The organism is Mesoterricola sp. MK458, assembly GCF_055384935.1.
Window position 1 is genome coordinate 343,774 of the sequence record NZ_AP045075.1, and the last position, 22,996, is coordinate 366,769.

Below are 22,996 nucleotides of genomic sequence, written 5' to 3' on the forward strand. Positions count from 1 at the left end.
TCATGGACCTTCAGACCCTCGCCAATCTACGCGCCACCCTCCAGGCCCGACTCTCTGTCCAGGAGGACATGCAGCGTGATCTCGCCGCGCAGACGGACACCACGCGCACGGAACTGCAATCCGTCAATGACCAGATCAACGTGCTCCTGACCGCAGCGCCGATCCCAACAGAGCCGGTCTAATGCGCCCCGCGGTAATGGCCCTATGGGGGCTCCTGACGTGGCTCATCGTGGAGGTGTTCGTCTTCCTCCCGCTCTACTTCCTGGGGGTGGTGTTCATGTGGCCGCTCCTGCGGTGGGCTCCGAAGCGGCTCAAGGAATCCAACATCAACCGTCGTCAGTTCGTCTATGGGTTCCAGTGGCCCTGGCTGGACGAACTATTCGGGAACCGTGAAGACGGGCTCCTGCCGGAATGGTGGGCCTATCAGAACGGCTCCGCCTACGGCTGGTTCCTGCGGAATCCAATCTGCAACATGCGATTCTGGCCCCTCGTGTCCACGCTCCCCTCTCCCAGCGTGAAGTGGATCGGGAATGCGGCCTGTGTTCCCCCCAACGGTGTCCCAGGGTGGTTCCTCGCATGGCAGGGCGGGTATGTGGGGTTCCTGTGGCAGTGCCGCTCCTGGGGGGTGTGGCTGGGCTGGAAATTGAACCCCAGGGATTCCTTCTACATCCTCCCCGACGACTACCGCACCCATGGACTCGGAACGGCATGTCAACTCATGAGGTTCTAAGGTGGGCAAGACAAAGGAAGTGCCAGTCCCAAATCCCAAAGCGCCGGCCCAGGAAGCGATGGAACGCGCCATCGCAGAGGGTGAACAACGAACCCGCGATTATGAGGCCACGCTGGACCCTCGGCAACGTCCAGCCTGGGCATGAAAGCCCGGCTCAATAGCGGCGACTTCACCCGTGCCATTGAGCACGCCAGGCGGCAGGTTGCCCACTGGGAAACACGCGAGGGGTGCCAGGGCCAGGTGAAGTCAGCGGAATTGATCCTCGCCGCGATGGAGTTGGTTCGTGCCTGGGGCCACGAAGCCCAGGTGATCGCACGGGCCAATATGATGCGGCTAGGATGCGATGCGGCGCAGGATGGGCAGGAGATCGTCGGGGCTCGTTCTCCGCTGCGCCCCCTCTAGCAGCACGGCACAGAGCGCAGCCGCCAACCACCACGAATCCAGGGACCGCTCCAGGGCGATGCGCAGGCATTTCTCCTGGTCAGGGTCCCAGTGCGGAGCCACGTGGACCGATTGGGCCAGCATCGCGGCGATGTCCCCGGGCTCAAACGTGGACTCCAGCGTGTGGAGCATCTCGTCTAGCGCCTGGGTCCCGACCTCCTGTCCGATGACCCGCCCCTTGCCCAGGGTGCGCGAAATCCAGTCACGCCGTATGCCGGTAACCCGTGCGAGATCCGCAGGAACAATAGGTCTGCCCTCTTCCATCGCCTGCCGAGCTGCCGAGAGGACAGCCTGGAGGCGGGTTGTATTCAAAGGGCGCGACATGATTCATTTTCAAAGACGACTCGTTTTGTAGCCATACGCTAAAGCACTTACCGTTCAACCCTTGTTTTCGACCGTTCAGCGGGCGGAAAACCCGTTCATCCGGAGAATTGCGCTAAAGGTCTTCAGCCAGAATTGAATCCAGGGTGGTTGTCATGTATTGCATTGGATTGTTGCAGTAATCAAAAAAATGCCACTATGCGATACTCCCGGCATTTCAAACCCCGCCATGCACTGACACGCCTTGTGTCCCATGCGCACAGCCAGGAGTTATTTGTGTTCAAGTCTCATGCCAGCCTGATTTTTACTTCCGCAACCCGAGCCTCGGAGTGCGCCCTGGGGCTCTACAATGCCCTCATGGAGGCCCACAAGCGGGATCTTGGGCGGATTGCCTGGGTTCTGTTCCTGGAAGCCTCCACGGCGGCGGACAATCTTGACGGGGCCGAGAGCATAGACGGGACCCTGGCTCACGCGATCCTGGCCATTGCGGAGCGTGGGTCACACCTCGCCCTGTCTCTGCATGGGCTCCTGGTGAGGGATCAGGATGCCCACGGAGCCCTCGCCGCTTGGACCATCTATGAGGAAGCCCGAGTCAGCGCGGAGCGGATGGGGGATGATATGGGGGTGGAGGTGGAGCTTCCCGCATAACCCGCTGGTCAAAATTGTCCGGAAGCGAACGATGTCCAGATGGTGCCCATTGGATTCCGCATGATTCCGGTAACGGGTTTTGAGCCGCTATTGAGTCGGGGCACAAAAAAGCCCGCCGAAGCGGGCCTAAGTGCTTTGTTTTTGGTTGGCGCGAGTGGAATCGAACCACCGACCCCTACCGTGTCAAAGCGGTTAAAAGCGTAATTTTAGGGCATATTTCGTGTTCTTCTGTTTGGCGCGGTTCAATGTTTTCAAGGCATTTGTCGAAGGCCGGCCGTTCCTGTTTTCGCCTATGCGCAGGCAACTTTCGGACACGTCGCGGACACGGCGGACACGGTTGCGGCACCCAAGAATGCATGGGACAAGCGAAGACCTATCCGACTCTCCGAAACCGAAGCAACCGGCTGCAGCTGCCGGCTGGTGTGCGCCACCAGACCTCCCTTGCCAGAGCTTTCTGGCTAGCCTACAGGCGGCCGAAAAACGGTCAAGCCGGAGCTTGGTTGGTTCGATGGCAGGACAAGTCATTGGGGTGCGACAAACAGTGCAGGATCGGCGACGCCGACGATTATACCGATGCTGATGGCATCGCCATCCTCACCTATCGGCAGGCCCAGGAGAAGGCGGAGGCTTGGTTCAAGGAGGAGGTCCGACTGCATACGCTGGTCCGCATGGGCGCGGAGGTCCATCAGGGCCCCTACACCGTGGCGGATGCCTGGGCCGACTACATGCAGGAAGCCGAGCGTCGCGGGGTGAAGGGTACCAAGATCATGGGTCAGGTCGCCAAGGCGCACATCCTCCCGTCCCTCGGCAGCCTGGAGGTGGCCCACCTGACGACCACGAAGTTGAAGGCCTGGCACGCCGGCTTGGCGAATGCGCCGCGGAGGACGGGCCGGAAGAAGCCGGAGGAGGATCCGAAGCAGCTCACCGAGGACCAGGTTCGCGCGCGGAAGGACACCGCCAACCGGATCCTCACCAGTTTGAAGGCAGCCCTCAACCATGCCCTGCATGCCGGGAAGGTTCAGGAGCCGGCGCCCTGGCGCCTCGTGGCACCCTTTCAGAAGACGACCTCGCGGCGAGTGCGCTACCTGACCGTGGAGGAGCAGCGCAAGCTGGTGGCGGCCTGCGAGGAGGACTTCCGGCCGCTGGTCATGGCGGCCCTCTACACCGGTGCCCGCTATGGCGAACTGACCAAGGTCCGGGCCAAGGACTTCGATCCGCGGGGGCAGACGTTGTTCATCCAGTTCGGCAAGTCCAAGGGTGAGGCTGATTCAAGGCATGTCTTCCTGCTCCCGGAGGCAGTCACATGGTTCAAGGACCTGGTCAAGGGCAAGACCCAGGAGGAATTGCTCTTCAAGCGCGACAACCCTGAACGGACCACCCGGGAGGAACTCTTCGGGTTCGAAGGATGGGCTAGCTACGACCAGGTCTATGCCATGGAGAAGGCGGTGAAGAAGGCCGGGATCTCACCGGTTACCTTTCACGAACTCCGGCATACCTATGCGACTGGGCTTCTTAACCGTGGGGTCCCGGTTTCATACGTAGTCGGCCCTGAAAAACCCTCAAGTTGAAATTCTTCAAATCTTTAAGGGAACTTTTCAAGTATCTGGTACACCAGAAAGGTAGGGACAAACCCCCTTATTGCGGTGTACCGATGAAGCCGAAAGCCAAGCCCAGGACTCACGAGCAGCCCCTGATCGCCACCATGCGCCTCGACTTGGCCCTGGACATGGACCATGAACTGGTTCGCCTGGCGGCCACGATCCCCTGGGACCACCTGGCGGAGGAATTCGGCCCCCTGTACTGCGCCGACAACGGAAGGCCGGCAGTACCGATCCGGCTCATGGCGGGCCTCCATTACCTCAAGCACCTCAAGGGCATCTCCGATGAGCAGACGGTACGCGGGTGGGTCGAGAACCCCTACTGGCAGTTCCTTTGCGGGGAGGAGTTCTTCCAGCATGCCCTGCCCATTGATCCAAGCCAGATGTCCCGCTGGCGCCAGCGCATTGGCGAGGAGGGCGTTGAGAAGCTGCTCCAGGCAACGATCACGGCAGGGATGAAGGCTGGCGTCATCACCGAGAGCAGCCTGGAGAAGGTCATCGTCGACACGACGGTGCAGCCCAAGGCCGTGGAGCATCCGACCGATGCCCGGCTCTATCGGAAGGTCCACGCCGCCATGCTCCGCATTGCCGAAAAGGAAGGCATCACCCTTCGCCAGAGCTACCGAAAACTGATGGCCAGGGCCTATCAGAAGCATGGTGGCCATGCCAAGGCCAAGCAGTACGGCCGGGCCAAGAAGATCCTGCGAACCCTGAAGACCATGACAGGCCGAGTGATGCGGGATGTCGAACGGAAGATGAGTGATGAGGCCTTCGAGGCCCACAAAGGTATCTTCATCCTGGCGGAGCAGATCCTCACCCAGAAGCGCTTCACCAAGGGCAAGGTCTACAGCCTCCATGCCCCCGAGGTGGAGTGCATCGCCAAGGGCAAGGCCCACAAGCCGTACGAGTTCGGGGTCAAGGTGAGCTTGGCCGTGACCCACAAGGAGGGTTTCGTCGTGGGCATCCAGGCCTTCCCGGACAACCCCTACGACGGCCACACCCTGGAGGGCCAACTCGACCAGGTCGAAAGGCTCACCGGCAAGGTCCCCGAGACCACCTTCGTGGACCGAGGCTACAAGGCCCATGGGGTCCCCGTAGAACGGAGCCGGGTCCTCATCAGCGGCACCCGCAAGCTCGGCTACACCCTGAAACGACACCTCCGGCGGCGTTCGGCCGTGGAACCCGAGATCGGCCACATGAAGAACGACGGGCTGCTGGGACGAAACTTCCTCAAGGGCATGAAGGGCGACGCGATGAACGCCTTCCTGTGTGGAGCTGGACACAACCTGCGGAAAATCCTGGCCAAGGTCAGGCTTGGCCTGTACCGATGTGCCGCGGCCATCGTCCATCGGCCCTGGTGGGCCCCCTTTATGCCCTGCCTTCGCCTTCAGGCTGCGTGAGGCCTCCGGACCTGCCATGGGGCGCCGGAGCTCCTTCCGCCGCCTCCGGCGGCCGGAAGGGGTTTTTCACGGCCGACTACGTAGCTGAGCAATTGGGGCACAAGGGGACCAGGATGTGCGAGCGGCACTACGGGCACCTCATCAAAACCGACCTGCAGCAATCGATTCTGAAGAAGGCGCCGAAATTGGGGTTGGACCAGTTGGTTAAAAAATGGAAAATATAAGGATTTAGAAATGATGTGCCAAGTCATCGACTACCATTTACCTTGAATCCCTGCCTTTAGTCTTTCGAAGATAATTCGATATTGCCGGTGTCTGGATGGCTTTTTGTCTGAGGGTGTGGGCCAAAGAAACAAACAACTATCACGGATTGTCCCTTTAAATTGATGTTCTTAAAGTACAACCTAGGCTTAATTTCTCTCGCATGATCCCCAGCTCTCTCTTGAGCCGGTTTTAAGTGGAGGGCCGTATGGTATGTGTGTGGAGGGGGTCCCGCATCCCTGAAACTGAATGACTCCTGTCCACTGCTTGCAAATTTCGCCAGGGGGGCTCTTACTGCGAAAAAATCTGGAAGGTTCGTCGCTGGTCCCATACCTTCCTTTGCGAGCACTCCCAGGGCAGATAATGATTGCAGAAAGAATTCAGGGAATGTTTCAGCATCATCTTTTGGGCTTGTGGATACTCTGTCTGCAGTGCGAAGGGCTCTTTCTGTAAAATAGATATGTGAAGGATAATCAATTTTGGCCTGTTTAGCCATCTCGGTAAACGATGGGGTTGGAGCGACGACTTCGAAAGGCTGTATCCAATGCTTGATCTCTTCGGATACAGCGACCAGAGCACCACGGAACATCCCTTCTTCACGTGGCGTTATTTGGAAATCTTTGCAAATCTTTTCAATGATTTCTGGGGAGAGTCCTACAAAAGCACCTTCAGCTGCATAAGCCTTCCCAATGTGTATAGAAGGTCCAAGTGAACGTGATGGTGTGTCGTACCAAAGAATAGTCACGCTATTCTTCTTGGCAATTGAACCCAATTGCCTGACAGCAGCATCAAATTCATTCTTGCGAAGGACCAGCACTCTTTGCACGGAGGTTTACCTGCCGACCTGGGTCTGCTTCTGCTGGGCCATGACCTTCCATAGAATCGAAGGGGGGATGTGTAGATTATTGATTGTATCCTCATCCATTAAATCCACTGCTGCTTTAATCATGCTCCGCAACTCGCGGATGGGTGCTTCAAGGGGTGGGGATGATGGCCTCCGGGTATCTCTGTTCGTCGCTTCCTTTGCCTGTTTGCGTGATCCGAGCACCTGGTCAAGGGCGATCTGTTGAGCCTGGGTAGTAATCGGTAATGTCGCAAGCTGCTCTTTTAATGCTGCGGAAAGTTTGGCCAGGCGATGAACTATCCATTCGCCATGGATGCTCCGGCCTTTCTGGGTGGCTCGAACCCAATATTGCCACCAGTCCTCTCCAGTCGCTAGGGCATCGGAAAGTAACTGATGGTATTCATGGTCTTGTGGCAGTGTCTCCAGGAAAGATTCGGCGATCCCTTTGTGCGCCTCATGTGAAAGAGGTGAAATTTCGTAGGCTCTGGATTTTGGGGCGACAACCTCTACCTGTCCAGAGGGGTCAATGGCAAGGACTCGCCGATGATCGGGCTGAGTCCAGACAGCCCAGGGGGTTGGTAATTTGTTGTTTAGGCAAGGAGTCGGTCCGTCGCTCTCCCCCCCCAGCCGATAAATGACGTCGAGACCGCTGCGACCAACTATCGCCACACCTGGAATATTGAGAACAGCAGCTTTCAAGTTTACAAACCCAAGGTCGGAGGGTTTCGCGCCTGGAAACTGCTCTCGATAGGCCTTCGCAAGAGTACTTCCATGTACTGCGGTGCCAGCCTCTCTCAGGAACCCGGTAATCCAGGCCAGAACTTCTGTCTTATCCGCCACAGGAACCTCCAAAGGATTTCCTAGGGCCACAAAATGCAGTTGCAGCCCTAGGAATATTCACAATGTAATGGTTCGCTCGGGTGGCCGTGACAAGAGTGTCCGACTCCGGTGCGTCATGCCTGGCCGGGCATGCGCCACTTTGCGCCTCCCATGATTTTGACTTATTCAGTCCGACCCACATGAGATTAAGGAAATTCTACCCTCCCGCCCGGGCGAGTCAACCTCGAAATGTCCGAAAGTGGGCATGGCCTTGCGGGATTCCGGCGAAGCCGAAGGTTGCCAGGAAATCTAAGCTAGTGAGCATGCGTGCGCAAATACAGGAAACCGAACACCTGGGCAATTCCCCAGGGGGGCGAGCCTCATCCGCAGGAAGGCGTTGCTCACTGCGAAGCCTGATCGACTTGGACGGTCATGGGACTTGTCCCAATGCCTTACCAATTCTGTCCAACAGGATCGCTGCCTCTTTCGCCAGAGGCCTCTTGAACCCCCGGGCCTGAAGACCGTCGAGCAGGAAATCGCGGGCCTTGCATAATGCTTCCGCGGCCCCCGTTTCTTGTTCCTGATTCTCCAGGTGGAGTCGCAGTACCTCAGCGCAGAACTCGTCCTGGGTCAACCGAGGATGGGCCTTGCGCCGTTGATCCATGACGGCGAGTTTGATTCGATAGCGGAGGTCCTCAGGAATTGCCAGAGTAATGCGGACATGGGGCCCCGGGGCCGGCGGTGGTGGTTGCTCTTCCTTGACCTTGGCGGGCGCAGGATTCTCCTGGGCCTTTGGTGGTTCCCGGTCCAGGCGCAGCTGATCCTGGAACCCGTTCTGGACCACGGCCAGGAGGTCGGTTTCGGTGGGACGATTGGGCTTCATGGGTTGCACCCGCAGATGGCTTGGCACACGGCCAGGGTTTCGTTCGCGCTTTTCGAGCCCGGCGCGTATTCCCAAAGGCTCTGGCGCCTTGCGATGGCGTCCTTGAACTCGACGCGCCGGCCCAGGCAGCCCGCAAGGTGGAACACGCCGGAGCCCTGGATCCACTTGAGGAGAAGTCGGTCGTTCACCTGGCAGGGCATGAACTCGTTCAGGACGGCGTACATCTGGGAATCGGCAGAGGCGGTCGAGGTGGTCCTCGCACGCTCCAGCCTGGCCTGGTAGAGGGCCAGGGCCCGCGAGAACGCCCGGAGGTCATTGCCGCCCGCGCGAAATGGAAAGAGAAGGACATCGGCGGACTCTTGGGCCCGGACCACATGGGGAGGATCCGAGGGAGGGCAATCCACGACGATGTCGCCCCCGGCTTCTACCACGCTGCGCATGGCGCTTCGCACCTGGTCCGGGTCCTCCAGGGCAAGGGGGACGACCTCGGGGAGGTCGGGGTACATCCGTTTCCGGTCGCGGAAGAAATCGAACCCGTCCCGCTGAGGGTCCAGGTCCAGGAAGGCGACACTCCTTCCCGTCTGGCGGAGGAAAACGGCCAGGTTCATGGCGAGGGTGGTCTTTCCGACACCGCCCTTGCGCAGGGTGACGACGTAGGAACGCCCGTCAGGCATATGTGCTCCCACTTGAATGAGCCGCTGGCTGCTGGAACAGCCAGTTGCGCAGATTTCCAAATGTGCAGATGAACGCGCTTCTGAGCATCCATCCAGGTGTATGGGCTTTTTGGTGGGCTTCACTTGGTGGTTCCGGCCGCTTCCGTGGCGGGGAGCACGTCAGGCAACGCATTCAGCCACCGCTCCGCCTCGGCCATGGGGATCATCGTCCTGGCGCCACATTTCTTTGGGTGGATGCGGCCGCGCTTGATCTCCTGGTAGAACAGGAACCGGCTGATGCCGGCCCAGCGCAGGAAGTCCTCAACCCGCAAGGCGGCGCAGAAGGAAGGATCAATCGGGGGCTGGGGAGGCGGGGGAGGAGGAAGGGGAGGGGGAGGCGGGAGGCGCTTCATTGCAGGTCCTTTGGAATGGCGTGCCGGGTCCAGGCCGGATGGAATCAGTTGGAGCGAAGATCTCCCTGGCCCGCCCGTGGGTGGGTTTAAGCGAGCGGCCAGGAGCCGATGACGACCGGGAATGGTTACGGACGGGCATCCGCTGGTGGAGCGAGGGTCTGTGCGCGCCCGGGTTTTCCCAGTTAGGGCTAGTTTGGTTTGTGTGATTGAAATGTCAAGTATGGAAATTGGAGCATCAGAGGTCACATGGGTTGACCAATCGAGGCCGCCCTACCGGTGGGGCCTGGGAGGAGTGGAAGGTCACCTTTCCTTGGCCCACGATCGGCCATCCATGCGGGTACGCCTTGGCTTTCCTGGTCCATGGATGACTCAAGCCGCGATGGGAGGGGCATCGACAGCCCTTTGGGCCTTACCGCGAGGTGATACAACACGCGGCGCGTGTTGAATTCGATGCGGGGAATGGGGCCAAGTAGCAACGGGAAGGCATCCCGCCGAAACGTCACCCCGCTGCGGAGAGACTGGCCAAGGCCTTACCATGACCGCGTCCACGGGAACTGTCACCGCAATAACCATAGGGCGTATTTGTGCCTGCAGGGGATTCGGCTATGATCAACATATATTAATGCTGCGACCCCAAGAACTCTATTACGGCAGGCCAGGGACCTTACCTTTGTCTACCCCCGTAGCCGCCGCCGTTCCTGCGCGCAGGGACGTTCCTTGGATTCTGAAATGACCAAGCTGACGATCGGTAAACGCACTCAGGTCGCGGATATCCGCGAGGTTTGGGTAAAGGAGACCGACTTTTCCGACTGGTTGACAACGCAGGAAGGAATCGAGTTGATTGCCCAGGATCTGGGGGTTCTGATTGAGAACCCAGTCCGAGAGGCGCGCGGTTCCAACTTCCCCTGCGACGTTCGCGCCAACGTGGTTGGGGACGAGAAGCACATAGTGGTGATCGAGAACCAGTTTGGTCGCACCAATCACGACCACCTTGCCAAACTGCTGACCTACGCGGCCGCGCACAAGGCCATGACCGGCATCTGGATCGCAGGCGAGGCAGCCGATGACCACCGGCAGGTGATCGATTGGCTCAACGAAAATACCCCGGAAACCGTGGCTCTATACTTGGCTGAGATCAAGGCCTACACCATTGGCAATAGTCCGGCTGCGCCAGAACTGGATCTGGTCTGCCGACCCAATGTGACCATGAAACAGCAACAGGCCGGCCTGACCGAAAGTGAGATCAAGCGGCAGGAGTGGTTCGTGCGCTACTGGGAGGAAATCCAGGCGCGGGTGAAGCCGGACAAGCCATCATTCCGGTTCCAGAAGCCGCCGCGTGGGCATTGGTCGAGCATCGCCATTGGCCGATCCGGTTTCCACGTGAACATGCTCCTGACCCGAAAAAACCAGAGCATCGGCGTGGAACTGGTGGTCCAGCCTAAGGGCTGGAAGGACGTGGCATTCAAGCAACTTCAGGACCAAGCTCAGGCCATAGAGGCGGTGATTGGCCGGCCTCTGCAGTGGCGCGAGATGGCGGACCAGGCAAGCTCCAGGATCCTGCTGGAAGAGAAGCTCGATCCAGGCGTGGAAGCCAACCGGAAGAAGGTGTGCGACTGGTTTGCGTTGTGGACGCCGAAGATAGTCACGGCCTTTCAGGAGCGCGTGAAAGCCCTCGCAGCACCGCCCGAGGCCTGACGGACATGGAGGACCAGCGTGCGCGCCCGTGTCAACGCCCTTGCGACTCTCGACCAACCCCTTCCGCTTCTGGGTCTAAGCCCTGAATCCTTCGAGCGATTCTGCTGCGATTTCCTGAGATTGCTTTACCCGGGAGCCGAGGTCACCGCGTATGGCCACCGGGGCAGCAAACAGCATGGTGTGGACGTCCAGGTCGTTCTGTCCGTGGGCCAGATCTATGGGTTCCAGTGCAAACGTCACGCCCAATTCGGTCCCGCCAAGATCAAAGCGGCCGTCAAGGCCATGGCATTCCCATGCTCACGGAAATTCCTCTTCCTTGGGAGGGACGCGACAAGCAAAGCCCGAGGGGAGATCCGGAAACACCGGGGGTGGAAGCTTTGGGATGTAGAGGATATCTCTGGGAAATTCCGAAACTTACCCGGAGTCGACAAGGCCCGTCTTGTGAATACCTTCTTCCGGGGCCAGGAGAGAACCTATCTGGGTGAGGATCTTGCTTCCCCTTGGCAGACCGTCGAAAGGTTTTTTGCACCTTTCCATGCGGACAACCAGGCATTGAGCCACGCTTGGGATCTGGTGGGTCGCCGGAAGGAACTCCAACAGTTGGAATCATGGGTAGCCAGCGGATCCAGCCCTTTGTTGGTCCTGACGGGAACCGGCGGTTGTGGGAAATCTCGTCTTTTGAAGGAATTCGTAGAACGCATCAAGGTTTCACATCCTGGCTTGGCAATTCATTTTCTTTCACCGCAAGCCCCCACTGCCAAGAGCCTGGAGGATCTTGGGGATGGCAGATGCCTCTTGGTATGCGACGACGCCCACGGGCGGCAGGACCTGCGGCCCCTCTTCGACCACTTGGCAGAGCAACGTCATCCGGTTCAGGCCTTGGTGGCATTGCGACCCTACGGACGAAACGCGGTATTCCAGCAAGCCCAGGCCCTTTCTCCCTCCCGGACCCCAGAAGTCGCCTTGGCTCCTCTGCGCCGGGCGGAAGCGCGCAAATTGGCTCAGGCAGCCCTTGAACGATGGGGTGGGATCATTGATCTCGCTGATGACCTTGCTCGACAGACGCTGGATTGTCCATTGGCAACGGTCCTGGGAGCCCGCATCATAGCCGAAAGCGGCGCCCACCCGGTCTTCCTACGGGGAGAACGCGCGTTTCGGGACGAACTCATTCCGCGGATCATCACCACCCTGGTCGGCGGGGTGGGATCTGGTCCCGACGAAGCCCTGATAAAGGAATGTCTGGGGGCCCTCGCCCTCTTGCAGCCGATTGCAGATGACGGACATCTTATTCTCCAAGGCCTCGCGGCCATTTCTGGCTGCCAGCCCTATCGTGTGAATCAGGTTCTAACACGGCTTCGAGACGCCGGGATCCTGGTCCGCAACGCAGGGAAGAGCCGGCTTGTCCCTGACCTGTTGGCAGATTTCCTGATTGAGGATCTCTGTATGACGGGTGATGGAATTTCCACCGGCTTCGCTGAACGGGTGTTCGATGCAAGCCCCACTGACGCCGCCGAAAATATCCTTAGAAACTTCGGGCAGTTGGATTGGCGCAGATCCAATGGGGATACGCGGCAGAGCCGCCTTCTTGACCAGTTGTGGGGGCGATTGCATTGGCAGGATGATTACCAGAATTTGCATGTAAAAGCTGCAATTCAAGTGGCCTTCTTCCAGCCGGCGCAGGCGCTCGCCTTCGTGGACCGGCTCATCGGTGAAGGCCATTTTGGCGATGATCTCGTCCACATCCTGACCAACGTCGCCTACAACCTCGCCCACCTCCCTGGAGTATGTTCGCGCCTCTGGAGCTTGGCCCTTCAGGTCCCGGCAGGCAGAGGTAAGCAAGGTTCTCCTGCCCTTCAGGCTTTGGGCGAGCTCGCCTTTCCCTACCCGGCCAAACCATTGGAGGCCATAACGACTACCGTCGACTTCCTGATATCCCTTCTGCCGGTGGCGTCTAATTGGAGGGAAGGCCTATCACCCCTGGATGCCCTGGGATCCGCCCTGGCAGTGGAGGGGCACACCAGCCACGGGACGGTTCGGGGGGTCACGCTGAGTGGTTTCCTGGTCGACCCCCACATCCTCCAACCCACCCGAAGGAAAGTCATTTCGGCCCTGGTGGGTCTGCTCACCCATTCCGACCACCGCCGCGCAGTAAAGGCGGCGGAGTTTCTCCATTCGGCTCTCCGATATCCGATGGGGATGTTCGGTGCCGCTGTGCCCGACTTGGTCCGTGCGGAATGGACTCTGGATTTCAAGACGACATTGGAGGAACTCAACGAGCTGCTTAACGAAAGGGCCGTTTCCCCCGTCGTCCTGGTGGCGATAGCTCGTTCTGTTTGCTGGTTCACTCAGTGGGGGTGCGAGGTTCTCCGCGAGCCCGCTCAGCGGATCCTTGCCCTGCTGGGACAGGATATCCAGATACGGACTGTGGTGACTCTCATGGACCCCTGGGGCCATCTGCAGCACCAGAGCCTCACCGAGGAGGGCGCGGAGCTCCAGCGCGTGGAAAGGGAAAGGCTTGCCCGCGACTTGACAGAGGATCTTAAGGATCCCGGGGAAGTTCTCCTCCACTTGGAAGCCTGCCTCCTTACGATCCAGTCTGAAACCGGGAAGCGTGTAGAATCCGCGGACCCGGTCTTCCATGCCGTGTTTGGAGCCTGCCCTGACGTGGCCCGCCGAATGGTCGAGCTCGTTCCCGTTGGGCAATTCCCGGGCCTTGAGCCCTTCCTGGTTTCGGCCTTGGCGTTTGTCCTGGTGGCCGACGAGGATTTTGCCGAACGTGTGATCCGGCAATCTCAGGACGGAACCGAGGGGTGTCCGGACCTCGAGGCTGTCGCGAACGCCTATGGGTGGGTCCGGCCGAAAGGCGGTTATGGTCCATTTCATCGTGAGGTGCTGCGCCAGATCGTGCGGTCGGATAGGTCAGAGGTGTTCATCCATGGCGCCCGGGCGGCTGCGCTGGTTTCTAGGGAAGACCCTTCCTTGGCCACTGAACTCCTCACGACCCCGAAGTTGGCTGCGCATCCCCAGGCCATCCCCTCCTATTTTCTGTGGCTGACACACGAGGAATCCTGTCGATTTGGGGAATTGAGCGAGGACCAGGTCGGGTCCCTGCTGGATGGCCTCCTTCCACTCATGGACCTGGAACCCTATCAGATCCAGGCTTTTCTGGCGAAAGCCCTTTCTCACTTTCCAGACCTTACCCTTTCCTTCCTCCACCGGCGGGTTGAGCGACAATTTAAAGACGATGATGTTGAGGGCTACCGTTACCGGCCCATCGCCGCGGGGCCTTATCAACAGGTGGCGCTCAACCTCCTGCGCCTGGAGGATGGGCAGGAGCGATTCCTGGCACTCCTGGACTGGGCCTTGCTGGTTCCAAGGGACAGCCGGTTCATCAATCACTTCACGTCGCTGATCCAGGCACTTTGCGGCCCTTTCGATCCGAGCGTCCTGGAAGCACTTGTGGGTAAGGCCGATGGCGCAACGGAATACCAGATGGATTGCCTTTGCGCCCTCATAAGCGAAGCACCCAGTGGGTTTGTGTTTGATCACCGGGTCTTGGCAAGCCGGTTTATTGAATCCGCCCAGCAACTTGGTGAGCGCGCCCAGGATGACGCCATGGCCGCTCTGTACCGGGCAACGACCGGGGGCTCCCGTTCCGGAACGCCGGGTGAACCTTTTCCCGAAGACCTGATTTTGAAGCAAAGGGCCGAGGAAGCTCTGGGTTCTCCAGAGATCCAAGAGTCCTTCCGGGAGTTACTCAGACGGATTGCTGAAAGGGCTGAGGCAGCAATTCACCGCCAGCTCGCGGATGGTGAGTACATGCGCCAGCAAGAGGAGATGGAGGAAGAAGGCCTGTAGGCGGGTGAATAGCGGCGCGTTCTTATTGGCAGAGAGTAGTAAGGAGAGTAGGGGCGAAGGCCAGCGATGCGGCTCCGGAGAGCGTCTTGGCCGGCTTGAAGGTATGGGTCGGCAGCATCTCCGCCCCTCGGTTCGGGGTCCGATCCTGCGGGCGTTCCGGGCTGGACCCGCCCCCGTTCCCTGCGGCTCGCCCAACGGCCACTCCGCGGCCGCCGGGGCCCAACTCGCCTCCGGTCACTCCTCGCGATGCTCATCCCGGCAGGGCCAGGCCCCTGCCGGGAGGCGGAGCTTGGGGCACCCGCCCTGCACGCCCTCCGGTTCTCCCCCTACCCGAGGGGCTTATGTTCAGGAGGGCAGGCAACTGGATTTGCAGAAAGCTGTATTCGCAGAAATCTGGAAGGGCAGGAAGTTGGATGTGCAGATGGCTGGGGCTGGAGTGGGGTCGAGGACCCTCTCGGGGCTCCGTTGCTGAAACCGGGGGCCCTGTTCGCCGAAGCCGTGGCGGTGACTCAGGACCCCCAGTCAGGCATCTGCCACACCCCAGCCAAGTTCGATCTGGTGGGATGCAGTCCAGCATGAACACGCAGGTGAAGACCCTTGTCATCGCTCCTCTTGATCGCAGTCGTTGGGAATCGATCCAGGCCAGGCATCTTGCAGGATGCGGCCTCTTCCATGAAGGACGAGGCGGGGGGATCAATGGGTCGTTCTGGGGGAGGAGCAGCTCCGCTGCGGGTAGCCAGACGTGTCAAGGGTTCAGGCCATTGCTAGGTGACTTCGCCGCCCCAACCCGAGGTGTGCCAGGCCTCGATGCGTTGGGAGTCAGAGCGACCCAGGCCTAGGTTCTTTCCATATCTTCGGTAGTGACTTAATTGACCATTAAAGCCTAACAAGCCCTACTTGACAAACAAACCGCACGGAAGAAAACTTGCGTGATTCCGGGTTTCACGCCGGGGCAGGCCCGCGACGCGTCCCGCCCTTTGGAACCACGAACGACTAGGCGAGCGATATGGTGCAGTCTGCGGTACCCCCATGGCCAGAGGATCCCCGCCCTTCGGGCGATTCCGGCCGGCCCCTGGGGCAGGATGAGCCGTTTCAAGGGTTCAGGCCGCTGACCGCCAACTTCACCCAGAACCCGAACGAGATCATCGACCTCAAGAAGCCTAGCCTCACCGACATCCTCCGCTTCACCCTGTTGGTCCTGAACCGGGAGACGGTCGGCAAGGCCTACGCCCGGGGCGGTTCGCCGTACGACTTCTACCCGATCCCCTGGTCGCGGTGGATGGAACTCCTCATGGTCCAGGACCGCAACACCGTCCGGGCCCGCCTGGCGCGCTTGGAAGAGATGAACCTCATCCAGATCAAGCCGGGTGTGAGGGGGCCCTCGGGCACCACCGCCAACGAATACCGGCTTCACTGGCTCAACGACGGCAAGCCGATCCCATGCTCGTTCAAGGCCGTCAGCGAGCGGCGGACCCGGGACATGGACAGGAAGCGAGAGGCCCGACAGGAGGAGGATCCGCAGGTTGGACCCGAGGGGGGTGAGCCGGCGCACCCCCCCCTGAACCCCGGGGGTGCGCCGGCGCACCCCCCTCGGCGCACCCCCGGGGAGGGGTCGCGGCGCACCCCCCCGGAGGGGGGCACGGCGCACCCCCCTTCCTTTGAAGAAAAAAAGTACAAAAACACAACTGAACACACTCCATCCATCCGTCCGTCGGTACCGGAGGTGATGGCGGCGACCGAGGGATCGAATGATGGACGGACTGACCGACGGATGGATTCTTTTGCCGAGGCGTTTGACTGGCGCCCCTGGTTGAAGACGGAGCCGCCGGAAGCCTGGCCAGAACCCCTGCTGGAAGCGCTGAAGGAGGTCCTGGGGCCGGGTCAGGTCCGCGACCTGGAGCGGTGCAGCCCCTGGGGGCCGGAAGGCGCCTGGGCGATCTTGCAGGGCATCCAGACCATGGGGCCGCGCCTGGGGAACAAGCCAGGGACCCTCTGGAACGCCCTGGTCCAGGTGGCGAAGGGCGCGGACCGGCTGGAGACCGCCGGGCCGCTGCTGCGCGAGTTTGGCTGGCGGATGGAGCCGGAGGACGGGACGCCCGGCGGAAGCATCCTGCGGACCATGGGCGGCCGGCGCCTTGCCCGGGAGGGTCTCGCACGTCTGCCGCTATTCGGGGAAGCCGCGGAACGTCATCGCCGGCTGCTGGCCCCGGAACGCAGGCGCGAGGACGAGGTGATTTTGGATTTCGGCGATGACGACTGGGAGGAGGAACCCATGGAACCAGAGGATGTGAATACCCCCTGCGGACCCGAGGCGCTGAGGCCTGAACTGAAGGCGGAATTGCGGACCCGGATAGAGGCGTTCTGGCAAGCGAGTGACGCCGCCAGGCGCTCCCCGGCCGTGAACCGGCCGGGGTTCTTCGAGGCCTGCTCGCGTTCCTGGGAGGGAATCGGGACGCTTCTGGAGCCGGTGCTGCCCCTACAGGTGGAGATCCCCGAGGAGGCCCGGACCATCGCGGTGCGGGATCGGTCGCAAATCAAGATGAACGTCGTCAACGCCCTCTACCGGGCGGTTTCCTGAGTCCCAGGCGCGTGCCTGGGGCCATTTTCTGAAAGGGCATTCAGATGTTTAAACTCCTGATCCTCACCTGGACCTGCGCCTTCGCGCTGAGCGCGGGGGAATCCCTGGACCTGTCCAGCCACACCGGCCGCACCCTGCCCGCGGACGCGTATCGGCTCCTGAAGAAGGGCGGTGACCTCGAATCCCTGAGCTGGGCCTGGAAGAGCACTGCGTTCAAGCCCGCCGAGGGATATGCCGTCGAGGAGTCCCGCTGGAACTGGGACGAGCGAAACGGAAGTGTGCTCCGCTACCTGCGCGAGCAGTTGGAGCTTCAGGCTCGGCCCGATGCCCCGAACAAACTCTCGGTCCGGGTTGTCTACTACGCGGTCAATAGCGTGGGCCCACAGCTGATCCTGGAGGGCGTCGTGCGCCAGGGAAACCAGCCCATGGGTTACTTCGTGGAGAGCGTCATCCTCAACCCTGGGGATTCGCTGACCGGCCTGGTGGACGAGTTCATGGCCGATTTCACGGCCTACCTCCGGTGAGGCACCGAATGAGTGGCTCTGCCCATGAATATGGGCAGGCCCTGGGGCCCCTTGAACATGGGGCGATCCAGGGCCTGCCGGGGGCGGTTTTCCGCGACGGTCGCGGACCCAATGGGGCCCGCGAAGCGGTGCCAATGCTATTTCCCGAAAGCTTGGCGAACCTTTCGGTAAAGTTCCCTCGCCATGATCTGGCTGTCGGAATCGGCCAGGGATTCGGCCTTGGATTGGGAACTCTTCTCCTGGCTCACGGCCATCCACACCGCCTTGCCTTTGGGATCCCGGGCCACCAGTTCGAAATGGCCAACCGGGTTCGTGAGGAATCCGCCGCGCTTGTAGCGGAACACCGTGACCGTAAGGGCCAGGTCGTCGCCGGTGCCAGGCTTCTGGTTGACCCGGCCGACCTCCTCACGCACCCGGTCCAGGAGGTCGCTGGGGGCCTCTGGGACGGCCGAGGAATGGTCCGGGTCCCACTTCAGCAAGTGCGGGTTGCCGGTGAACCCGGGCGCGGTCCAGACCCGGAGGAAGTCCGCGGACGGGGACTCGCCCTGCATGAGGAGGGACTGCTCCTCGGTGGTGAGCTGGGTTTTCCCTTCGTGGAAGGTTCCGGCCCACAGGGCGGGGCAAAGGAGGATCACGAATGCGATTTTGGAAACAGGCTTCACTTCAATTCCTTTCTTTTATGGTCCTGAATAAATTGAGAAAAAAGACGATCCTTCCTCACGAATGCATCGATCGAACGACCGATGAGAAGCACGCGGGCTTCATCCTTGGAAATGCCGCCGGTCTCCGCCGCCCAGCAGGCGTAGTCCTCGATGAGTTGGGCCGTGGGGGCCTCCAAGGAGAACTCCCGGGTCACCTTGGGAAGGGCCTGGGCGAAGATCAGGGGAAGGGTCTGGTCGGCCTTGGGGCGGCCGGATTTCTTGGGTTCGCTTTCTGCCACGGTTCCTCCGGAACGTTCCGGAAGGATAGGTCCGAAGAATTCCGAATCCAACCCTCGGAACGGCATTTTTCGAGCGGAAGCGGCGCGTCAATCCGGGCTGTTCAGCCTGATTCATTCCCCCGCGGAAATCCCAGCGCTGCCGTGCTTTCGCACGGGGGAAACGGCGGAATGGGCTGCTGCCCATTCCTTCACACGACACGCCTCTGCGATGCCGCGCCACCAGCGTTTTCACGCAACCCTTGTCCGTCATGTGACGGACATAACTGATTAGGGTCAACAATGTCTGCATTAATTTTGTCCGACAGCATGTCATGGGGGGCTCGGCCATGACCATGCCCCTCAAGGTGTCCGTTCGTTTCAGCGCCGGGCTGTCCAAACAGCTCCACTCGCGGGCCGAGGAGCGGGGAGTAACGCCCTCGGAATACCTTCGTGCCGTCGTTGAGAACGATCTCAGAAATCGAGGGACGGCCGACGCCCTGGCTCCCCTGAATACGGAAATAACACTGGTGGTCGGGATGATGCTTCGGGAATTCCTGACCCAGTCCCTGGGCAGCGAGGCTGCGAAAAAGCTGGAGGACTGGGCCAATACCCGAGCAACGGGAATCGTTCGGCAGGAACTCCAGGAACGGGAGGAGGGATCATGATCCGGGCCAGCGGCGCCCTGACCGCGAGCCAGGGCCGCGACTATTACGACAAGGAGTATTCGCGCGGTGATTACTACAGCGAGGACGGCCGTGCCATGCCGGGGCTCTGGTCGGGGCGGGGGGCGGCGATGCTCGGCCTCGAGGGTGACGTCGAGCGGGAAACCTTCGAGGCGGTGTTGGAAGGGAAGGATGGGCGGGATGGGGAACAACTCATCCCCGGGGAGGTGGGTACCGGCAAACACCGGGCAGGGTGGGATTTCACCTGTTCCCCGGAGAAGACGGTTTCCATCATGGCCCTGGTGGGCGGGGACTCGGGGATCGTGGCGGATGTCAGGGCCGCCAACGCGAAGGCCATGGTGGAACTGGAGCGGTTCGCCCTGGGCAAAGACAAGGAGCGGAATTTCGAGACCACCGCCAACCTGGTGATCGCCTCCTTCCAGCACGAAACCAGCCGGCGGCTGGACCCCCAGCTGCACATCCACAACGTCGTGATGAACATGACCCGGCGCGGGGACGGGAAATTCGTCGGGCTGGAAACCCGGGAGATGTTCGCCGCCCAGGCCTTCGTGAAGGGCGTGTTCCACGCGGACCTGGCCAGGCGTCTGCAGGCCCGGGGCTATGTCACGGAGATCCGGGAAGGCGGAGTCGTGGCCATCCAGGATGTGCCGAAAGGGCTGTGCGAGGCCTTCAGCCAGAGGCGCAGGAAGGACATCGAGCCTTACCTTCAAGCCCGGGGCCAAAGCGGCGCCAAGGCCGCCGAGAATGCCGCGATCCGCACGCGGAAGGTGAAGGACCATGACGTGGACCGGGAGGCCTTGAAGGCCTTTTGGGCCGCCACGGTGAGGGAGCACGGGGTGGACCTGGGCGCCATCCGGAGCCAGGCGGAAAGGGCTCGGGGGGAGCGCGGCCCGCAGGCGGATCCTGAGGTGACTCTGGGCCAGGCCAGGGAGGCCCTGGCCTTTGCGGCGGAGCATGTTTCTGAGCGGAAGGCCGCATTTTCGGGACGGGAATTGCTCGGCGCGGCCCTGTGGAAGGGGATGGGCTCCATCACGCTGGAGGACGTCCGCCAGGTGCTCCCCGAGGCCCGGAATCTGGTCCAGGTTCCCTTGCCCGGCATCCCCGATTCACGGTTCACCACCCACCAGTCCCTGGGCATCGAGTCCCGGAACATCGCCCTCATGAAGCAGGGGAAAGGGGCTGGTTCGGCCATCCTCGGGTTGGAGCGCTTCGAGCCCTCAAGGCCCTTGAGCGACGGCCAGCGGCGGGTGGCGGAACACATCCTGACTTCGCGGGATCAAGTCCTGGCGGTGGAGGGGAAAGCCGGGGCCGGCAAAACGTATACCCTGCAGGCGGTCGTTGCCGGAGCCACGGCCCGGGGGTGGACCGTGAGGGGGTTGGCGCCCGACACCAGCGCCGTGAAAACCCTGGCCTCGGAAACCGGCATTCCTGCCAAGAACCTTGCCGCCCTGGCCGCGGAACGGCTTGTGCCGGGAGGACCTCGCCAGTTGTGGCTGGTGGACGAGGCCGGCAAGATGAGCAGCCGCCAGGCTGCCGTGGTGCTGGAAAAGGCCCAGGCTGCCGGGGCCAAGGTGGTCCTGGTGGGCGACCGGCTCCAGCACTCCGCGGTCGAAGCAGGGATGCCGTTCGCCTACCTGCAGGAGGCCGGGTTGAAGGCGGAGCGGCTGGACGAGATCCGGCGGCAGAAGGATCTGGAGCTCCGGGCCGCCGTGGTGGCGGCCTCCGAGGGGCGAACCAGGGAGGCGGTGGACCGGCTGGAAGCCCAAGGAAAAGTCATCGAGGAAGCGGAGCCTGGCGCCAGGCACCAGGCGGTGGTGCGGGATTTCCTGGCTACCCCCAAGGGACAGACCTGTATTGTCATCGCCCCCAGCAACGAGGAGAGGCGCGACCTGAACCAGCGGATCCGCGAGGCTCTGATCGAGGAGGGGCGGGTGCAGAAGGTCAGCCTGGAGGCGTCCATCCGGGTGTCGAAAGGCCTGACCCAGGCCCAGAAGAAGGACGTGCAGACCTACCAGGTGGGTGATTGCCTGGCCTTCCAGCGGGGATCCAGAACCTACGGGATTGCAGCGGGGGCGGTAGGTACCGTGGCCGCGGTGGACCACGGTCGAAAGACCCTTCGGGTGGACCTGGAGGGCGGGCATCAGGTGGACTACGCCCCCAGGCGATTCCAGGGGGCCGAGGTGGCCCGGATCGAAACCAGGCGGTTCGCCGTGGGCGACCGGATCCAGTATCGGGAGGCCCAGAAGCCGGAAGGCAGCCGGATTCAGGGGCAGGGGTTCCGTATCGCCAATGGCGATACCGGCCTCATCCGGGCCCTGGACCGGGAAACCGGCCGGGCCCGGATCGAATTGGAAGGGACCGGTCGTCTGGTGGATCTCGACCTGGGCCGGGTCCAGCCCGTGGACCACGCCTACGCCATCACCAGCCATTCCAGCCAGGGTCGCACGGAGGACCGTTCCCTGGTGGTGGTGGACACGGGCCACAGCCGTGAGTTGGTCAACCGGCAACAGTTCTACGTCAGCATCTCGCGGGCCCGGCTGGAAGCCAGGGTCTACACCAACAGCCGGGAGGACCTGTCCTGGGCCGTGGCCCGAGATGCGGACAAGAGTTCGGCCCTCGCGCTGGTGAAGGGTCAAGACAAGCCCAAGGGGCGGGAGGTGAAGCATGAATGTGAAATTGAGTGGGGAAAGCGGGGGAACCCTGGGACTATCGGTTCCCCAGGCGGCGGCCGAAATGGCAGCCGCGCTCGGCGAAGGGTCGGCCTTGGCCGGGAATCAGCGGGGCCTCTCGGTGGAAGGGTTGCAGGCCGCCAGGGACGCGTATTTGAATCCCCGGCAGCAGCTGCGGAACGCGGTCGCGCTGCAGATCGGGCAGCTGGCCGAAGTGGCCGCGACGCTCAACCGGCTCCATGGGCTCCTGGAGGCGGCCAGCGCGGAATGGGGGATGTGGCTCGACCGGAGCCGGGTCTCCCAGGAGGCCGCAGGGCAGATCCTCCAGGATCTGACCGATGCCAAGCGGAGGCAGGAGGAGGCCTTGTCCGTGATCTGCCAGGGGATGACCGCCGCCAGGGACCAGGACACCGCCCGGCTGGAGGCGGGGCTGAGAAACCTATCGGCCGCGGCCCAGGATCTCCGCAACGCGACCGAGATTGTGAGCGGGACGGGAAGGCGATTCGGCCACCAGGTGGAGGAGACCCTCCAGGTCTGGGAGGGGAGGCTCGACGCGGATCTGGATCGGGCCCAGGAACGCATGGAGGAGCCCATCAGGGGAGTCCGGAAGGTCCTGCGCCCCCTGACCTGGGTCGGAGTGTCCCTGGGTGGCCTCCTGGCCGTGGACATCGTGCTGAGGGTGTGGCGATGAGCGCGTGGGATGCCGAGGCGGTGCTTTCCCGTGAATCGACCCTGGCGGCCATCGCTGTCCCCAGGGCCCTGCGGGACCTGGAGCCGGACTTGCAGCGGCTTTCTGCACGGATCCGGGCCTGCGAGGTGAAGGACCCCTTTCAGGAAGAAACCTTGAAAGGCACACCCAAGGGTGTCCTCCGAGGCGTCCTGCAGGAGGCGGAGACCCGGGGGCTTCTGGAACCCGGTCCGGCTTGGACCCAGCGCCTGGACCAGGTTCCGACGGCGGCCGAAGCCATCCGGATGGTGCTTTCCAGGCAGGTTGAACTGGACCGGGGGATTCCCGGAGGGCAGGGGCGGGGGATCTGATGGCGACCCATTCCGACCGGA

The 22,996-nt window shown here is 61.7% G+C and carries 19 protein-coding genes; 11 read left to right on the forward strand and 8 right to left on the reverse strand.

The genetic code is table 11. The features are described from left to right. Positions 1-2: 2 nt before the first annotated feature. Positions 3-182 carry a hypothetical protein gene (locus tag ACZ5LB_RS01515; RefSeq protein ID WP_464604401.1) on the forward strand — a complete coding sequence of 60 codons (180 nt, stop codon included), beginning with the start codon at positions 3-5 and terminating at the stop codon, positions 180-182. Then, positions 182-730 (forward strand): hypothetical protein, encoded by a 549-nt coding sequence (locus ACZ5LB_RS01520; RefSeq protein WP_464604402.1) that lies wholly within the window; start codon positions 182-184, stop codon positions 728-730. Before ACZ5LB_RS01515 ends, ACZ5LB_RS01520 begins: the two co-directional genes overlap by 1 nt. A gap of 333 nt (positions 731-1,063) precedes the next feature. Here the strand turns inward: ACZ5LB_RS01520 and ACZ5LB_RS01525 are convergent, their stop codons facing one another. Next, positions 1,064-1,303 carry a hypothetical protein gene (locus ACZ5LB_RS01525; protein WP_464604403.1) on the reverse strand — a complete coding sequence of 80 codons (240 nt, stop codon included), beginning with the start codon at positions 1,301-1,303 and terminating at the stop codon, positions 1,064-1,066. Between the two features lie 465 nt (positions 1,304-1,768). Here ACZ5LB_RS01525 and ACZ5LB_RS01530 point away from each other — a divergent pair, with 465 nt between their 5' ends. The 3 genes from ACZ5LB_RS01530 (at position 1,769) to ACZ5LB_RS01540 (ending at position 5,138) form a co-directional block, all read left to right on the forward strand. After that, positions 1,769-2,140, forward strand: a complete 372-nt coding sequence (locus tag ACZ5LB_RS01530) for a hypothetical protein (RefSeq protein ID WP_464604404.1) — start codon at positions 1,769-1,771, stop codon at positions 2,138-2,140. 500 nt (positions 2,141-2,640) lie between these two features. Continuing rightward, positions 2,641-3,708, forward strand: coding sequence for a tyrosine-type recombinase/integrase (locus ACZ5LB_RS01535; protein ID WP_464604405.1), 1,068 nt, complete (start codon positions 2,641-2,643; stop codon positions 3,706-3,708). A gap of 83 nt (positions 3,709-3,791) precedes the next feature. After that, a complete protein-coding gene (locus ACZ5LB_RS01540) occupies positions 3,792-5,138 on the forward strand; it encodes an IS5 family transposase (RefSeq protein ID WP_464604112.1) in 1,347 nt (448 codons plus the stop codon). A gap of 280 nt (positions 5,139-5,418) precedes the next feature. On the opposite strand, the gene ACZ5LB_RS01545 is transcribed toward ACZ5LB_RS01540, so the two are convergent. The 5 genes from ACZ5LB_RS01545 to ACZ5LB_RS01565 form a co-directional block, all read right to left on the reverse strand. Further along, positions 5,419-6,225, reverse strand: coding sequence for a hypothetical protein (locus ACZ5LB_RS01545; protein ID WP_464604406.1), 807 nt, complete (start codon positions 6,223-6,225; stop codon positions 5,419-5,421). 6 nt (positions 6,226-6,231) lie between these two features. Beyond that, positions 6,232-7,083, reverse strand: a complete 852-nt coding sequence (locus tag ACZ5LB_RS01550; protein ID WP_464604407.1) for a hypothetical protein — start codon at positions 7,081-7,083, stop codon at positions 6,232-6,234. A 409-nt stretch (positions 7,084-7,492) separates the two neighbouring features. Next, a complete protein-coding gene (locus ACZ5LB_RS01555) occupies positions 7,493-7,945 on the reverse strand; it encodes a hypothetical protein (protein ID WP_464604408.1) in 453 nt (150 codons plus the stop codon). Beyond that, positions 7,942-8,619 carry a ParA family protein gene (locus tag ACZ5LB_RS01560; RefSeq protein ID WP_464604409.1) on the reverse strand — a complete coding sequence of 226 codons (678 nt, stop codon included), beginning with the start codon at positions 8,617-8,619 and terminating at the stop codon, positions 7,942-7,944. Before ACZ5LB_RS01560 ends, ACZ5LB_RS01555 begins: the two co-directional genes overlap by 4 nt. Positions 8,620-8,738: 119 nt before the next feature. Then, a complete protein-coding gene (locus ACZ5LB_RS01565; RefSeq protein WP_464604410.1) occupies positions 8,739-8,930 on the reverse strand; it encodes a DNA-binding protein in 192 nt (63 codons plus the stop codon). A gap of 810 nt (positions 8,931-9,740) precedes the next feature. Between ACZ5LB_RS01565 and ACZ5LB_RS01570 the strand changes: the two genes are divergently transcribed. The 4 genes from ACZ5LB_RS01570 to ACZ5LB_RS01585 all read left to right on the forward strand — a co-directional run bounded on the left by ACZ5LB_RS01570 (position 9,741) and on the right by ACZ5LB_RS01585 (position 17,666). Then, on the forward strand, positions 9,741-10,706 hold the full coding sequence (locus tag ACZ5LB_RS01570) for a DUF4268 domain-containing protein (RefSeq protein ID WP_464604411.1): 966 nt from the start codon (positions 9,741-9,743) through the stop codon (positions 10,704-10,706). Positions 10,707-10,724: 18 nt separating this feature from the next. Then, positions 10,725-14,564 carry an ATP-binding protein gene (locus ACZ5LB_RS01575; protein WP_464604412.1) on the forward strand — a complete coding sequence of 1,280 codons (3,840 nt, stop codon included), beginning with the start codon at positions 10,725-10,727 and terminating at the stop codon, positions 14,562-14,564. Positions 14,565-15,843: 1,279 nt separating this feature from the next. Further along, a complete protein-coding gene (locus ACZ5LB_RS01580; RefSeq protein ID WP_464604413.1) occupies positions 15,844-17,142 on the forward strand; it encodes a hypothetical protein in 1,299 nt (432 codons plus the stop codon). A gap of 44 nt (positions 17,143-17,186) precedes the next feature. After that, on the forward strand, positions 17,187-17,666 hold the full coding sequence (locus tag ACZ5LB_RS01585; RefSeq protein WP_464604414.1) for a hypothetical protein: 480 nt from the start codon (positions 17,187-17,189) through the stop codon (positions 17,664-17,666). A 137-nt stretch (positions 17,667-17,803) separates the two neighbouring features. On the opposite strand, the gene ACZ5LB_RS01590 is transcribed toward ACZ5LB_RS01585, so the two are convergent. After that, positions 17,804-18,328: a hypothetical protein gene (locus ACZ5LB_RS01590; protein WP_464604415.1), complete on the reverse strand. Its 525-nt coding sequence runs from the start codon at positions 18,326-18,328 to the stop codon at positions 17,804-17,806. Continuing rightward, entirely contained in the window at positions 18,325-18,606 is a 282-nt protein-coding gene (locus ACZ5LB_RS01595) for a hypothetical protein (RefSeq protein ID WP_464604416.1), read from the reverse strand. Before ACZ5LB_RS01595 ends, ACZ5LB_RS01590 begins: the two co-directional genes overlap by 4 nt. Positions 18,607-18,932: 326 nt before the next feature. On the opposite strand from ACZ5LB_RS01595, the gene ACZ5LB_RS01600 reads away from it, so the two are divergent. Next, positions 18,933-19,250, forward strand: coding sequence for a hypothetical protein (locus tag ACZ5LB_RS01600; RefSeq protein WP_464604417.1), 318 nt, complete (start codon positions 18,933-18,935; stop codon positions 19,248-19,250). Then, positions 19,247-22,975 carry a MobF family relaxase gene (mobF, locus tag ACZ5LB_RS01605; RefSeq protein ID WP_464604418.1) on the forward strand — a complete coding sequence of 1,243 codons (3,729 nt, stop codon included), beginning with the start codon at positions 19,247-19,249 and terminating at the stop codon, positions 22,973-22,975. Before ACZ5LB_RS01600 ends, mobF begins: the two co-directional genes overlap by 4 nt. Positions 22,976-22,996 lie beyond the last annotated feature (21 nt).

Coding starts and splice junctions, on each gene's coding strand:
- ACZ5LB_RS01585 (WP_464604414.1), top strand. CDS start 17,187: ATGTTTAAACTCCTGATCCTCACCTGGACCTGCGCCTTCGCGCTGAGC.
- ACZ5LB_RS01560 (WP_464604409.1), bottom strand. CDS start 8,619: ATGCCTGACGGGCGTTCCTACGTCGTCACCCTGCGCAAGGGCGGTGTC.
- ACZ5LB_RS01540 (WP_464604112.1), top strand. CDS start 3,792: ATGAAGCCGAAAGCCAAGCCCAGGACTCACGAGCAGCCCCTGATCGCC.
- ACZ5LB_RS01580 (WP_464604413.1), top strand. CDS start 15,844: ATGGAACTCCTCATGGTCCAGGACCGCAACACCGTCCGGGCCCGCCTG.
- mobF (WP_464604418.1), top strand. CDS start 19,247: ATGATCCGGGCCAGCGGCGCCCTGACCGCGAGCCAGGGCCGCGACTAT.
- ACZ5LB_RS01570 (WP_464604411.1), top strand. CDS start 9,741: ATGACCAAGCTGACGATCGGTAAACGCACTCAGGTCGCGGATATCCGC.
- ACZ5LB_RS01525 (WP_464604403.1), bottom strand. CDS start 1,303: ATGCTCCACACGCTGGAGTCCACGTTTGAGCCCGGGGACATCGCCGCG.
- ACZ5LB_RS01600 (WP_464604417.1), top strand. CDS start 18,933: ATGACCATGCCCCTCAAGGTGTCCGTTCGTTTCAGCGCCGGGCTGTCC.
- ACZ5LB_RS01520 (WP_464604402.1), top strand. CDS start 182: ATGCGCCCCGCGGTAATGGCCCTATGGGGGCTCCTGACGTGGCTCATC.
- ACZ5LB_RS01555 (WP_464604408.1), bottom strand. CDS start 7,945: ATGAAGCCCAATCGTCCCACCGAAACCGACCTCCTGGCCGTGGTCCAG.
- ACZ5LB_RS01515 (WP_464604401.1), top strand. CDS start 3: ATGGACCTTCAGACCCTCGCCAATCTACGCGCCACCCTCCAGGCCCGA.